A 15,701-nucleotide genomic window follows, 5' to 3' on the forward strand; every position below is an offset into this window, starting at 1 on the left:
ATATTATAATACCTGTTTAGAGATCATTAAATGACCTTAGAAGGATTGTTAGTCAACTGTAACACCATTGTCGTCATTCAATTTGTTTTATTACTTCTTCGTCATATTCGTTATCAAATTGCATTAAACTACCTTACTTAATAGTCTAGCAATTGTTTAAGGAAGAAGATTTCATAAGAATATAACCGCAACGTAACTACCATTTGCTGGTGAGTGATGTTTAATATTTGATAGCAGCAATTCGGAGGAATTACTCATTCTATTATCTTTCTTGTCTGCCTGTTACCACATTGACTAATATCACTAACATTTATGGTATCGGTTAGAAAGCAAAAAAGGAGCTAAGCTCCTTTTTTGCTACCTCTGAATATAGATATCTATAACATTATCTTCTTTCATCAACAATGGTAGTAACGCTTGTTTATTTACTATTAATCCACCAGAGCGGTATGGACTTTGTTCTTTTTCAACAGCTACCGCATGATTGTTCACGATGATACCGGATTTATCCGCATGTAAGTGATAGTTAAAAACAACAGGCGTTCTATATACATTAAATTGAAACGCTAAACCATCTAAGTGATCTGGTAAGATAGGGTCAATAACTAATCTATCGTGCATTGGGCGAATGCCTAGTGCCTGAGAAATAAGTTGATTTAAATAAATTCCAGGTCCACTTGAATAAATTCTCCATCCACCTTTTACAGCACGTTTCCCATTTCTCAACTCAGCAAAGTTCGCTTGTGCTTCATAGCGATCATTAAACTTACCATCTGATGAACTAAAGTAGGCATTACTTTGTCGTAATTCAGCATTGGGCACAATTTTTTGAATCCCAATCGGATTAATTTTTTCTAAACTTGACCAAACTTCATCCTCTTTACCTAACTTCGCCATTGCTTCTGCGTAACGAATGTGAGCATGTACATACTGTAACCCGATTTCACGACCAAAGTTAGCGGCTGTTTCTGCACGTTGGAAATGAGTATTCACACCCCCTTGATAATTAGCTGGGCGATTCATTAATCTCACACCATCCGGACAAGCGAGATGCTCTTGAATTAATTGATAGTTTCTATTAGCCACTGTCTTTGGCACTAATTCACTTATGATACTTCGTTGCATCGGTAATAGGCGATAGTGGATCCCTGTTGCCTCATCATCTGGGTGGAGCATAGGTACCGGATTATTTGAATCTTCAAGGTATAAAAAGCCTGGTATGACATCTGTGTTTAACATGTATCGCTCAAAATCAGCTTTTATCTGATCAGCTAAACGCCCTAATTCAACTGCCTTTTCTTTATCACGGCTATCAAATACTTTCTCAAGTTTAGCAAGAACCTGATAGGTTAATGCCACCGTCCAACTTGACACCATGTACTGCTTTAATTGTTTATTAGCCGGTTGTAACGTATCATCCCAGTCACCATCACCATATGATGATAATGCTGTTTCATGTAAGAAATGCGTTTTGATATATGCAATTTCTTTTTCTAAATGATGCATAACTGAATAGGATTCTTCAGTGAAGTTATGAACCCCTCTTACTGTATACGGGACCTTTTCATCTAAAATTGAAAAATCACCTGTTTTTTCTAAATAGTCCCCCATAACTTTAAGTGGCCAAACTATAATATCACCATGACTTTCTCCCGCTTTGATATGGTGACACCGGTCAAACATAAACCATTGTGGCCAATTACCATCGTCTTCAAATTGATGCTTAAATATATTTAAAATAATTTCTTTTGTTGTTTTATAATTTTCAGTCGCAAGGAAATACTCTATCGGCCCTTGGCAAACGTCACGCGTGCCCCATGCAGCTCCGCTATATTGTTCTAACCCATGTGGGACAGAAAAGTGTACTAGCATATTATGTGTATACCAATAGGCGAGGGCATTAACTTTCTCAATCTCATCTAGTCGTTCACCCTTTAGCGTTAAATCAAAGTCATTTAATAAGTGTTTGTAATACGCTTTGTAGGTTGCTGTTTCCTGCTCGAACGTATCACTTGATACAGAGTCAAACGTGTCGTCTAACGTTCCTTGAACAGTAATGGTTAGAGCATCTGTTGCCGTTATTTCTAATACAACGAGTGAACTCTCATTTGCTGTACTGTTTTCTACAAAGAATCGACCATCATATACATCAAAATCTGCGCCTTTCACTCCAAGTTTGTATGATAGCTGCGGATAGACCGGCGCACTGTCACTGGTTTCTGTTGCTTTGAATATTAATTCTTTCTCCAGTGTTTTCATAATAAATGATTGATCATGTTCGTTTGTGTTCATTGTCACCTGGTTAGTCACTAAATATTTATAAGCTTTTCCTGATTCAGAAGTAACTTCTAGCTTAACGGTTTTATCATTTAGCGACGTATAAGCGGTGACAACAATGACATCTTCCTTAAATTTATAAGTCCAGCGAGTGAAATTCAAACCAATGTGATAACTGGATGGGACTGTCATTAAACGATAGTGTTCTCCATCATTTATATAAATCCTTTGTCCAGATGCCTTCATAACATTAAGTGCATTCCGTTGATTTGAAATCCATTTATTAAAACTCGTATTCCCTAATACAAGTTGGGCATTGAATAAACCATACATAAATGTTGTTGATGTTAGTGTCTCATCTGTTACATGATCATTCCGATTCCCCATAAGTATGTGACCGTGTGGGCGCTCTACTAACCGTTCTTTTGCTTTTAATACGACATGCTCATAATCTTTTGTGAAAAAAGCAAGAAGTTCTCCTTCATTAAATTCTTCTTCTATTCTATTTGGATACAGTTTATTGATTTCTTCTTTAGTTAATGACTCCCCTACAATCACTTTTCCTATTTGCTCATTTACTTTTGGTGAACTATCATATATTGCGGATGTGATTTGAGTGTTTCGTCGGTCGTAAATTGCTTGTACTTTATCAGATTGAAGTGGCTTAGTTACTGCATTAGGATGATCACCTTGAATGTGACCATAAAAAACAAATGCCGTCCTTTCGTTCGTTTTTGTTTTTTCAGTTTGTAGAGATGTATAAGCAAATTCATATTGATATATGTCGTTAGGTAAACTTTTCGTTAAAGCTATTGGAATATCTGTTTCCTTATAATCTAAGCCGAAAAACTGAAACCCATCTGTTGCATAACCAACAAGGTTATTCAATGATCCTTGTTCTAAATAAGGATGTCCTGTTGATTGACCTTGATTTTGACGAGAACAAACAACGTAACTATTGTCTACTTCATAAACAGAATGATCAATATACTGGGATACATAAGCTTCGTTATTTCTCACTGCTCCTGGGTCTCCAAGCCCTATATCTTGTCCATACATCATATCAATCGTGCGGCCATCGTTGTCCACATCAACTGTATAAAACCATGTATTTTCTTCACCTATTTCTAAAGTCACTTGATAATTTAGTCCTTCGACTTTACCTTTATAAGTTGCTTTCGTTTCGCTTAAGTTAAATGTTGCACCCGCTTTGACACCTAAAAGCGGATAACTTTTAATTTCATCATCATGAATACGAAGGTAAAGTTGATTTAAACTTCCATCCAAAGGATTACTAATCCATTGATTAATCATAATGGATTGGTATTGAACCTTCTTAATGTCACCCGTTGTTAAAAATTCAAAAGATATGTCACCTTTTTTTAATCGTAATGGTTGATGTGTCATATTATTTTTCCTCGCTTTCAATTTGATATTTAAATGAAGCTTCGATTGTGTTAGCTGATGAAGTTCCTACAAAGACCGTGAACTCTCCAGGGTCCGTATAGCACGTTAAGTCACTATGGGTATAGCGCAGCATTTCCTCTGTAACGGCAAAGGTTACCGTCTTTGATTCCTCTGACTCTAAGTGGATTTTCTTAAATGCTTTTAATTCTTTTAACGGGCGAACAACTTCACCGACATGGTCTCTCGTGTACAGCTGTACAATCTCATCACCCGATCTCTCTTTTGTATTTTTAACTTTAACTGAGACATAAAGTGTTTTGCTATCTCTTAACACAGATTGCGATAACTCAAGCTCACTATATTCGAATGAACTATAACTTAAGCCATATCCAAACGGATAACGCGGCATATTAGGTCCATCGATAAACTTAGAAACGTAACGATTGTGCGGATTGTTATGGTCCAAAGGCCGACCAGTATTATGATGATTATAATAAACAGGTATTTGCCCAACGGTATCCGGAAAACTCATTGTTAGTTTCGCTGATGGATTTTTATCTCCAGACAATATCCGGGCAATCGCAGTCCCACCAGATGACCCTGGGAACCAGGCTTCCACTATTGCTTTAGCAAACGGCGTGACATGTGTTAAATCGAGTGGACGACCATTAATTAACACGACAACAATATTGTTATTAACTTCATGTATTTTCTTTAATAACTCTAATTGAATTTCTGGTAAGTCAATCTTACTTCTTGATCCACCTTCACCACTCATATCAGAGCTTTCTCCTAAGGCTAAAATCACTGTATCAACTTTTTTTGCCACCTCGATGGCAGATACTAACTCCTCTTGTTCAATAGCGTGAACGGATTGAATTGAACTTATAGAAATGGGTTTTGAAAAGACTTTTTTTATTCCCATTGCTAAAGTTTCCACATCATTTTTATCACCAATCCATGACCACGGCCCAAGTAAATCTTGACTTTCTGCAAAAGGACCGATTAACCCCACATCATCCCCTTTATTTATTGGCAGGATCCCATCGTTCTCTAACAAAACGATAGATTCTTCTGCGGCTCGCCTTGCGACAAGACGGTGTTCTTCTGAAAAAATGACGTCTTTTGCCTTGTCTTCATCCAGGAAACGATAAGGATTTTCAAATAACCCTAATGTCTGCTTTAACTTCAATATGCGCCGAACACTTTCATCGATACGGGATTCCTCTATTGTTCCTTCTTTAATTAGTTCTTTCAGATGACTCACATACGTGCTAGTCATCATTTCAATATCCACACCAGCCTCAATTGCTAAAGCCGCCGCTTCCTTTTCATTTTCTGCTACGCCGTGCGGGATTAATTCTCGTATAGAACCCCAATCTGAAATGACCACACCATTAAATCCCCATTCATCTCTTAACAGATTGCGCATTAATGCTTTATTACCTGAACACGGCTTACCATCAATGGTATTAAATGCCGTCATGACCATTTGAGCATTTTCATCAAGAGCGGCTTTATAACCTGGCAAATACACCTCTCGCAATTCTCTTTCTGACATATTGACAGTATTATAATCACGTCCTGCTTCAATAGCGCCATACGCAGCAAAATGCTTGACACATGCAGCTACCGAGTCTTTAGACGTTTGGATATCTTGTCCTTGAAAGCCTCTGACAAACGCTCTAGCAAGCTCACTGTTTAAATAGGGGTCTTCTCCTGTTGATTCCATAACTCTTCCCCACCGGGGATCTCTCACCAAATCAACCATAGGGGCAAATGTTACATGTATACCTGAAACAGCCGCTTCTTTTGCTGCTATCCGAGCCGTTTCTTCTACTAATTCCGGATCAAAAGAACAGCTTAAGGCTAAGTTATGCGGAAAAATTGTTTTATACCCATGGATAATATCTGCCATTATAAGCAATGGAATATTTAGACGATTGGTTGTTAAATGTGCTTCTTGAATACGCTTAATCTCAGCTGCACCTGACCCACCTAAAACTGATCCACTATTGTGTATCGTTTGCGAGCTAATACCTAAATCACTTAGTGGACCAGTTATTTCTCCTTCATGACTGGCGCCATCAAATAAAAATGCAGCTAATTGCATCAATTGATCAATTTTTTCATCTAATGTCATTTGTTTAAGTAACGCGTCGATGTCCATCTTATCCCTCCTCTTTTTGAATCGTTTCAAATTTAATATCATGATAAACCTCCAAAGCTGTTCTTTAGAGGTTTGTTCATTTTACTCAAAATACACCGTCAATATTTCCGCATGATGATTGTTCTTTAACGTAAAAATATATACATTATCCGTTTGTTGCTTTTCCATTTCAGTACTCGTACTGACTTTATTCGTTGTTGTTATTTTTAGTTTTATATTTTTTGATTTAGTATCGAAGGTAACATGTTGTGAATCGTAGCTGATTATTTCACATGTACTATAATGAAGACATGTCGTCTCATCTATGTTGATCTCGACCGGTAACATGACCCCTTCATAACCTGCTAGATTTAACAATTCACCATCGAATAACATTTTTTCACGTTCTAATACATGACATGTCTTAGCGTATCCTTCAAGGTTTAATAGATGAATAAATCGTTCATCTCTATTTCTTACTGATGTTGTAAATAAACCATGATTGTCATAATCATGTGTTAGACCTGGTTTAACGCCCAAATCCGCTAACATACTGCGGTAAAAATCAAGATCTGTTTTGTAAGGTGTCGTAAGAACTGTTATAGCCCCTTTTTTTATTTTAGTTTTAAATCCAGCATAATGCTCAGTGCCAATTATTTTAATAAGCGGCGTTTGTCCATTAAGTGTGAAGCCTTGGGCAAAATACGTTCTTAACTCCTTCTGCTTTACATCGTCAACTCTTCTTACCGATAAATAAAACTGTTGATTCGCTTCATAATCTTTTTCATAAGTGACACCCAATGCTTGAATAAGTTGGGTGCAAGAATTGCCTTCCATATCATACTGCGGTAATTCTCCGTATAAGAGCACACGACCTCCCTCAGCGGTGAAATCAACCAACTTTTCTTGTATATCTCTGCTCATATACTTAGCACTAGGTACAACAAGTACGCCAACATTTTTAACATCAAGCGGCTTATTTTGGATGTCAATACCAGTAAATCTGTAACCGGCAAGCAACATACTTCTAGCTAGTAACTCCCAACTAGCATGGGCTCTATTACTCGTTAAATTACCGATAAACGCTCTTTCACTTTCTGAATCTGGATAATGATACTCTGTCATGTAGTAATCAGGAATAAAGGCAAAATGCAGATCATCATGTTCTTCGTTCATCACAGCTAACTTGTCCTTTACTGCTAACATACGTTTTATCGACGTAGCCATCCGATCGAAAGTATAATTTTTCTCGCCTTCAGGTGAAATCGGCGCCGCAAAACCATGACGCTCTCCTGTTGTCGCAATACGGTTATTTCCATCAGCTGTCGGTCGCTGTAATTGTCGGTTATAACCACCTGCCATCAAATAATAATTTAACAATCGATTCCCTTGGGCGATACTCATCCTTGTCTTTAGATCTGCAGCTGAAGGGTCATAGCGCCCAGTTAACGTCTCACCAAAATTACCGTCGCCACAATTAAACTCCGCTGATGTGAGTGGCTGATCCTCTGAATGAACGGCATCCATCATACCGTTAATCAAATATAAATCTTGAAACGTTGTCATATCTAAGTTACCAAAGTAATGATCTGACCCAGAAATATAGCCAGTATCTTGCGTATAACTTTCATATAATTGACTAATACCAATAGGATAAGTCAGCGCTCGACCACCACCTGTGCCGTGGATATTAACCATGAATGGTACGCCTGATACGCCACATGATTCCGCAAATGCTCTTAATACGCGAACATACTCACTAAAACGTTGACGCATATAATAACCTAAATCCTTATGTAAATCGAGAGGATTTACATTTTTTGGCGCTCTAATTTCTTGTTTGAATTGATCGAATGCGTCATCAATAAAAGGATAACGCTTAAGTAATGTTTGTTTATCATAGCTTTGATTTAAGTAACGTTTAAATTGCTCTAGCATCTGGTCCGTTAAATCAGGATTATTACTGACCCACGATAGCATACCGATTTCATTGTCAAGCTGTATGGCGATGACGTTGCCGCCATGGTCATGAAGTCGAGGAACAACAACTTTAAATACCGCTTCATACCAGCGCTTAACTTCTTTTAGAAAGTTAGGGGCAAGATAATCTACTGTCACTGTTGTTGCCTGGTTACCATTCCATGTTATTGGTGTGACTTCTGGATATTTTTCATATAGCCAATACGGAATACCATCATTTTTCATTTCAGCCATAATAAATGGACCCGGGCGAACAAAGAAGTATAAATTATGCTCTTTAGCTAAATCAATAAATGCGGCTAAATCATGTTCAGGGAATTGTCGGCCGTCTAAGTCAATATCTTCATAGAATTCTTCATGGACAACCCAAGGGATATAACTAGAAACAGCATTGCATCCACTTTCTTTTAATTGCTCCAACCGATTCTCCCACTGATCACGAGGTATTCTAAAATAATGGATTTCTCCTATCATCAGAAGTTCTGGTTTACCATCAATAATAATTTGTTTTTGTTTAATTTCAATCATGATTTAACCCTCACCTCTCTTTTTTGAAAGCCTAATTTAGTCACAGCTCTATTAATAATGGGGTGCTGCATATAATATTTCCATGTCGTTCCGTGCAAGTAGTTATCGATCATTAGTAAAGAAATACCTTTATCAATACCAATCACCATATCCGCATACCACGTGGGGCTAAGCTCTTCGTTATAAGCATCAAAAAAGCCATACTTACCAAACAGATCAGGATGCTGATGATAGTAATAATAAACAGCCTCTTTTACGACATCAGGGGTGAAAACGATCGAACCAATCGCACCACATGGCGGTACTGTTCCATCTAAGGTCATTTTTACTTCGTCATAATACGGCGGCGTACCCGGTACAATATAGCCATTTGGCCCTTCACACGCTGTTAAGCCCCATGCATTTTTATGGTACGTTTTAAAGTTAGTTTGTTGATCAATCGAAAAAGCTCGACTTGCTTTTGAAGCAACGGTAGCATTTTTGAACCAATCAATGCCATCCGGATCTAGATAGGATTTAAAATTAAACCATGCGTGGGAAAACTGGTGTGTGAATAACGCACCTCCCGGGCTGTTATAAAAAGTATAGGTTTTATACGTCATCAGCCGTCGTTCAAATCCCTGATAAATATCTGCCGGCACTGGATACGTAGGAGAAGCAACCCCTAAAAAATATTGCATCATCTGTTCTGCGTACATATCCCAGCGACCAAACCCACCCGTTTCTTTATGATAGCCCATGTAATACACATTTTCTTCTTGATTGTAATACTTGCTCCAATCGACTCTTTGATAAATTTTCTGGAAATAGTTTTCGACGTCTCCTCCGAAATAACTTGCTGCTGTCAAAGCGCCATTTAGAAAAATACTCGTATCAATGATAGACGCGCAATCGTGAAAGTCTCGGTGCCTTTTACCTGTAGTCATATTAACAAAATGATAAAAAAATCCATTTACGTGTTCGACATTGTGGTAAAAACTATGCAATGTTTTTTTTACACGATTGAAAGCCACTTCATGACTGATCCATCCTCGCTCAACACCAATAACAAAAGCGCTTAAACCAAAACCAACTGAAGCAATACTTGCAATATCTTCAGCTTTAGCACTCGTTTTATCTCGTATTAATCCGTAACCAGGACTCGCTAAATCTGTATTTGCTTCTTCATAAAAGAATCGAAAGCTGCGTCTCGCTTCTTCTTCCAATATTGCTCTTGCATCCATATATAAGCTCCTTTTTAATTACTCTCCGGTGATTCCTGAACGATCGACACCTTCTACGAACCAGCGCTGGGTAATGAAGTAAACAACTAACAGAGGTAAGATACTTAGCATCGTTCCTGCCATGCTAATCCCTTCATTAATATTTACATTAGAGCCCCCGAGGTTTTGAGCATTCATCTGTTCATATGAGGCATTAAAGCGTTGTAATTCTAAAGGTAAGGTTGTCAGTGCATTCCCAAAGAAAGTTGCCGCCATAGTTGTTTCATTCCAGTACCAAACAAATGAAAATAGAAATGAGATGATAAACGCTGGAATCGCCATTGGGACAGCAATTCGAATGAAGATTTTGTAATAACCAGCCCCATCTAAATACGCTGCTTCTTCCAATGATTTTGGTAACATTCTAAAGAATTGATAAAATATTAAAATAAAAATCGCACTGTTCAAACCTTGACCAAATGCTGCTGGCAATAGGAATGACTGTATATTACCAATAATGCCTAAGTCATTAAAAAATACATATCGCGGTATCATTAGGACCTGTGGTGGGATTACAAATGTTGCTAGTACTAAGCCAAATAATGTCCGTTTAAATGGTAAATCAAATCTGGCAAATCCATACCCGATTAAACTGGCCACTAACGTTTGAGCTAGCGCGGGCAGTACCGTAACATAAAGGGTTACACCCAATGTAGATGAGAAATTTAAAACGCGATAGGCCGTCTCATAGTTTTCAAGATAAAACTGTGAAGGTAACCACGTAATCAATGGGTTAAGTAAATCTTCTAAAGTCATAAAACTATATGACCCCATATGAATCATCGGATACAGATATACAAAACCAATGCCAATAAGCAAACTATAGATAAACAGCTGTGTGATAATGCCTGTCTTTACATTTGACCCGAAGAGGAGGTGTTTTATTCTTTGCTGCTTTTGTTTCTTCGGCATTCTTTGATTAACAACTGCATTTTTCTTCAAATCTCTCACTCCCTTAGCTATATTTTTTCTTTGCTCTTAAGGTTAATAAACCAACAATGATCAGTAACACCAATGCTATTACTCCAAAATAGATCCAAGATAATGCCGAAGCATAGCCGAATCCTGTATTAATTTGGAACATATTACTTTGAATATGATTTACAACGGGGTTAAGCGCAAAAATAGAATAAGTTACGACGGTATAAATAACATTGATGATAATAATTGGCGATAAACTTGGTAACGTTACTTTCCAAAAACATTCCCAACTAGATGCCCCATCAATTTTTGCCGCTTCATATATTTGACGATCAATCTTTTGCAGTGCTGCTAAGAAAATGAGTATTTGAACACCTGAAAACCATAAAATGAAAATAAGATTGTCCATCAAATAGATAATGGTTGAGTTAAAAAAACTTTCACTATTATTTAAAATGATAGTAAATATCGCATATTCCTCAATTGATGGTATAGCGGTGACACCTTGAGCCATTAATTCCTCAATAACTGGCCCTGACGTAATAATGACCGGTAAAAAGAAGATGGTTCGAAATAGCCCACGAAATTTAATGTTTTGATTTAACAGTAAACCAATAATAAGTGAGAATACTAAAATAATTGGCACTGAGATAAATAACTCTTCGAGATATGTTAATAACTCTTGAGTGAATAAGGCGTCTACTGTAAAAGCATAACTGAAATTATCAAAGCCTACGAAATCAGTCACAATACCTTTAGGTGTAATACGCACTTGTTGAAAACTCAAAAACATTGAATATCCTAATGGGTAAGCAGTAAATACCGCAAATCCAAGAAGCCAAGGAAGAATAAATGACATGCCGATTAATTGTTTTCCGGTTTTTAGTGAAACTTTCATTTATTCTTCACCTCCTTCTCTAACGATAAAATCTTTCGGTGCTACAGTTCTATTACCAACTGTCATTTGAGAATCATTATAGTTCACGATAATAGCTGTGCCATTAGAATATGCCACTTCAATTAAGCCTGTTTCGTGTACTATTCTATTTATAATTGTTTCACCCTGCACGGGTACTAACGCTTCAGCTATTAAGTGATAACTCCTCACAATCTCATCTTTCCAGTCAGTGAATTCCGACGTGTATAAATCTTTTGATCCAGAATTTATTAATAAGTTTGACGGTGCGGCCGTTAGATAATAAGACGGATAAGCACCGTATTCAATCATTCTTAAAAGGTCGTCGGTTCCGTTGGCATTAAAGTTACTAAACGGGGCGTAGTAAGGAATATAACCTTTTAATACTGTTTGTAAAAAGGGTACGGTATCCGTCGTAAAGAAGTACCCTGATGAGTAAAGAGACATATCAAGATAGCGCTCTGTTGACTTAAATAAATAATCATTTGGTTTATATAAAGCTGTCTTGATCCCTTGTTCCTCCACACTTGTTAACATGTCATTCCATATTTCTTGATGATCCGGCCGTGTAATATAATCATTATTAAAGTCAGAATATAGCGCTGAAGCATGATCAATCGCTAGATGCTGGATCCCGTTCGCCTCATACTCTAGTAAATCTGAATCTAGCATATCTTTACTTTTCTCAGGTGATAAATACACGTAATTATAATCCTCATCTGTGCCATTAATTGTTTCAGCATTAATTTTGCGAGCTACATCTTGTCGAGGAGAATAACCACCTGCGTTTTGATATGCCTTTAAATAATCAGTATGGAAATACATAGGAATATCTAAATCTTTTAAAAATGCTAAGGTTTCTTCGATTTCATCATCCGTGGCAACCTTGTTCTCTACTGGGAACTTTTCTGGCAAGGTACTCGTTAAACCTCCATCAAACCACCCTTTGTAAATGGCAAAGATATCTGTGACGCCTTCATTCTCGAGTTGAGTCACCATTGTCTGGATTGAAGAAATGGGTGTCATTTCGAATACACTATCAAAAAGTAGCCCCGGTTTATGTTCACTTCCCAAAAACTCTAATCTCACATCAAATCTATCTTCTTTGTCCTCAAAAATATTTTGCTCAATGAGTTTATCTTGATAAATATTTGCTAATCCGGTATAGGATGCTCGTTCACCTTCAACAAATGATATACGTTCTGTTATATCAAATTGATTACGGTCTTCTTGAATCGTATTGTAGCCTTCCATATTTTGATTCGTTGGCTGGAAATAGCTATAGCGATAATTATATCTTGTTGTTATCCAATTGAAATCTGTTGATACACCCGCTGGATAGACAAGAAGATGTGCAAACGGGGCACCTGATTCAATCACATTAAGAAAACCGTTTTGACTAACGCCATGAACGATTCCGTACAATGGTAAAGATAACTGATTCGTTTCATTAATTACGTCTGTCTCTTTTTGAAGTTGTCTTGAAAAACCTAAGTCCTCTCCATAAAAAGCAGCGCTAAAGTGATTGCTCACCCCTGAATACTCTTCCTTGAATCGCATTAATGCCCCGCTACCATCAGGTATGACTGCGTAACCCGGAATCGCATCTTTTTCTACAGCACCTAAAAATGGGTAAACCATCAGTGTCACTAATTTATTCTCATTTTCGCTTATCTTCTCGTTAGGAATGTGCACAATAATATCATCATTTTCTAACGTCACTTCAAGCGCAAGCGATATATCTGATGCAGAAAAATGGACAACCGCTTCAAAACCATCATCAATAACTGACAGTGTAACTTCTGACGACTCAGATAAAATACTTTCTGTTTCATTTCCACCATCTGCGGCTTGATAATCAATAGTTAAAGCTGATTGCGCTTGATTTGTCCAAGTCGTGTTAAGGTTATATTCCTTATCTGGTGAGAGGCCTGACTCAAATACGTAACCAGATTGTTTATTTTCAACTTTAATCGCTAAGGATTCTTTTTCTACATACAAGACTAATTGATTGTTTTCTGCAACTTTTTCATATCCAACAAAGCTAATTGATTGGTCAATGGTATCAATTTCTGGTTCTTTACTAGTATATTGAATAGATTCATAGCGCAATGATTGGTTTGACTTTATAGGTGAAGAATCAGTGATGATCGGTTTTTCTTCATCATTTGCTAGCAATGTTAATGATAGGGCGCATAAAACAATGACAACTAAACTAATTATTACTTTGTTTGATTTAAACACGTAACATCACCTCCTGAATCATTGTATAAACAAAGTTAAACACTTGATCAAATAAAACGTATAAAACAAAGAATACTAATACAGCGATAAACATCGTAAAGATTGTAAGTAAAATGTTACCGATTGTTTTTGCTACCGTAAAGTCATGGACTTCTTTGATCATCATAAACAGCATCACTAACGACCAAACAACCATAACTTGCAAAGCAAAGTAGTAGATGAAACCTTCGTTTAGCGTTAAAACATTTGATATTAGCGTAATAGGTAGCAAAAATACTAGCACGGGAGATAATGCATAAACAGTCCCAGTAAACACATGACTAAATCGGCCCTCACCATCCGTAATTGTACTCACCATATAGTTAGCAACAACAAATAGTCCGAATGGAATAATTAATAACGCTAAATCTAGCAGTAGATTCATATCTTCTATCCGATTTGTGTTAAAAATAAAGCCAGTAAATATAAACCAAACGAAGTATAAAGTCACGAGTGCAGCAAGTAATAGTGACGCTGATCGTACTGACACACGCTTATTTTCTTTTAAGTAGTAATAACTATCAATGGGTGCTGTTAAAAACTTTTTAAAATATAATAACTCATTAACCAAGCGATATTTTTTTAACCGATGATGAATAGTTAAAGCTCGGTTGATTTTTATCGAGCGTTTTCTTAATTGATTAACGATAGCGTTAAGAACGACAAGCAGTACAAGTACGAGAATAAACCATTGTAAATTCTGCTCCATCCATTGATACCTTACTTCCCAAAAAGCATCTGAATAGCCTGCGCGATTATTTGCTAAACGAAATTCTTCTAATGCTTCATTGTACTGTTGTTGTTTGTATAACGCTTCTGCTTTTGCACTATGCGCAAGCCCAAAAGCAGAATTCAATCGGATGACCTCATCCCAGTAAGCTTCACTTTCAATATAAAAGCCATCTCCATATAGTGATAAAGCTTGATGTAACAAACCAGTAAAAGCCGTTGGTTCATACATTTGAATGTTTCCTTTTTCACGGTCACTAATAAATACCCTTCCAACCGAATCAACTTCTATACTTGTTGGTTGCTGAAGGAGACCTAACCGATTACTGCCGTCGTCTTTACCACCAAAAGTAAAGAGTAAATGCCCAAAACGATCATATTCATAAATAAGACCGTCATTATCAACTGTATAGATATTACCAATCAATCCCACAGCTAAATCTTTTAAGTTTAATATTGTTGAAATATCAGATGGTAACATATTGTCACCCGCAACATTTAATTTTCTAATTACCTCCCATGAGGTTCCTGAAGTAACTGTATGGATTAAACCTTGTTTTCCTATCGATACATTGTTAGGTGCAGATGGCACTCGGTTAAAAAGTGACTCTCGTTGAGATTCAAAGGTAAGGAGTTCTTGAATAGCGTTACCTATAGAAGGTTGGGTTGAGCCAACACCATAAAACCCTAAAAAATCACCCGCTGCATTCAACTGAATAATGCCATTTGTAGTCCCTTCACTGACAATATAAAGATTACCACGTCGGTCTACAGCTAGTTTTTGCGGTTTAAAAGGGGTTGAGCTACCGAATAATGGCGTGTCCGGCTTCTCAAATCTCTTAATTTCATCACCCGACTGATTATATTTCACAATCATCGATTGTTGGTAATCCGCTATAAAAATATTTTGGTCATGGTCGACAAATACACCTTGAGGTGAGCCTAAAAAATCCCGACCATATACTTGTTCAATGTCTCCATTTGATCTAAATTTAATAACTTCACCTGTACCTGAATCAGCAATATAGACATTGTCATTTTCATCAATGTAAACATCTTCAGGTGTCTGGAATTTATAGTCTTTACCAAATAAACCGATGGGTGAATAAGCCGATTGTGTTTCAATAATATCACCAGTTGAAGTTATTGTTTCTGTTTTATAGGCCACAGACTCTTGGGCAATTATTTGGATTGGAAACTTCAGCAAGAACATCATGATACATATGAGTAAAAAGGTTTTTTTCATTCG

General features: G+C 37.0%; 8 protein-coding genes. All 8 read right to left on the bottom strand.

The window, feature by feature from the left end; translation table 11 throughout:
* Positions 1 to 357: 357 nt before the first annotated feature.
* On the bottom strand, positions 358 to 3,684 hold the full coding sequence (locus BM098_RS02810) for a GH36-type glycosyl hydrolase domain-containing protein (protein WP_089830188.1): 3,327 nt from the start codon (positions 3,682 to 3,684) through the stop codon (positions 358 to 360).
* A gap of 1 nt (position 3,685) precedes the next feature.
* A complete protein-coding gene (gene bglX / locus BM098_RS02815; protein ID WP_089830191.1) occupies positions 3,686 to 5,854 on the bottom strand; it encodes a beta-glucosidase BglX in 2,169 nt (722 codons plus the stop codon).
* An 81-nt stretch (positions 5,855 to 5,935) separates the two neighbouring features.
* Positions 5,936 to 8,341: a beta-galactosidase gene (locus BM098_RS02820; RefSeq protein WP_089830193.1), complete on the bottom strand. Its 2,406-nt coding sequence runs from the start codon at positions 8,339 to 8,341 to the stop codon at positions 5,936 to 5,938.
* Complete coding sequence (locus BM098_RS02825) at positions 8,338 to 9,564, bottom strand: glucoamylase family protein (protein ID WP_089830195.1); 1,227 nt, start codon at positions 9,562 to 9,564, stop codon at positions 8,338 to 8,340. The genes BM098_RS02820 and BM098_RS02825 overlap by 4 nt, the downstream gene beginning before the upstream one ends.
* Before the next feature lie 18 nt (positions 9,565 to 9,582).
* A complete protein-coding gene (locus tag BM098_RS02830) occupies positions 9,583 to 10,545 on the bottom strand; it encodes a carbohydrate ABC transporter permease (RefSeq protein ID WP_234987387.1) in 963 nt (320 codons plus the stop codon).
* Between the two features lie 13 nt (positions 10,546 to 10,558).
* Positions 10,559 to 11,422, bottom strand: coding sequence for a carbohydrate ABC transporter permease (locus BM098_RS02835; RefSeq protein WP_089830197.1), 864 nt, complete (start codon positions 11,420 to 11,422; stop codon positions 10,559 to 10,561).
* Entirely contained in the window at positions 11,423 to 13,684 is a 2,262-nt protein-coding gene (locus BM098_RS02840; protein ID WP_089830199.1) for a DUF5696 domain-containing protein, read from the bottom strand.
* Positions 13,677 to 15,698 (bottom strand): YIP1 family protein, encoded by a 2,022-nt coding sequence (locus BM098_RS02845; protein ID WP_089830201.1) that lies wholly within the window; start codon positions 15,696 to 15,698, stop codon positions 13,677 to 13,679. The genes BM098_RS02840 and BM098_RS02845 overlap by 8 nt, the downstream gene beginning before the upstream one ends.
* Positions 15,699 to 15,701 lie beyond the last annotated feature (3 nt).

It is taken from the genome of Halolactibacillus halophilus, assembly GCF_900115605.1.
GTDB classification, from domain to species: Bacteria; Bacillota; Bacilli; order Bacillales; family Amphibacillaceae; genus Halolactibacillus; species Halolactibacillus halophilus.

Coding starts and splice junctions, on each gene's coding strand:
- BM098_RS02835 (WP_089830197.1), bottom strand. CDS start 11,422: ATGAAAGTTTCACTAAAAACCGGAAAACAATTAATCGGCATGTCATTT.
- bglX (WP_089830191.1), bottom strand. CDS start 5,854: ATGGACATCGACGCGTTACTTAAACAAATGACATTAGATGAAAAAATT.
- BM098_RS02825 (WP_089830195.1), bottom strand. CDS start 9,564: ATGGATGCAAGAGCAATATTGGAAGAAGAAGCGAGACGCAGCTTTCGA.
- BM098_RS02810 (WP_089830188.1), bottom strand. CDS start 3,684: ATGACACATCAACCATTACGATTAAAAAAAGGTGACATATCTTTTGAA.
- BM098_RS02820 (WP_089830193.1), bottom strand. CDS start 8,341: ATGATTGAAATTAAACAAAAACAAATTATTATTGATGGTAAACCAGAA.
- BM098_RS02845 (WP_089830201.1), bottom strand. CDS start 15,698: ATGAAAAAAACCTTTTTACTCATATGTATCATGATGTTCTTGCTGAAG.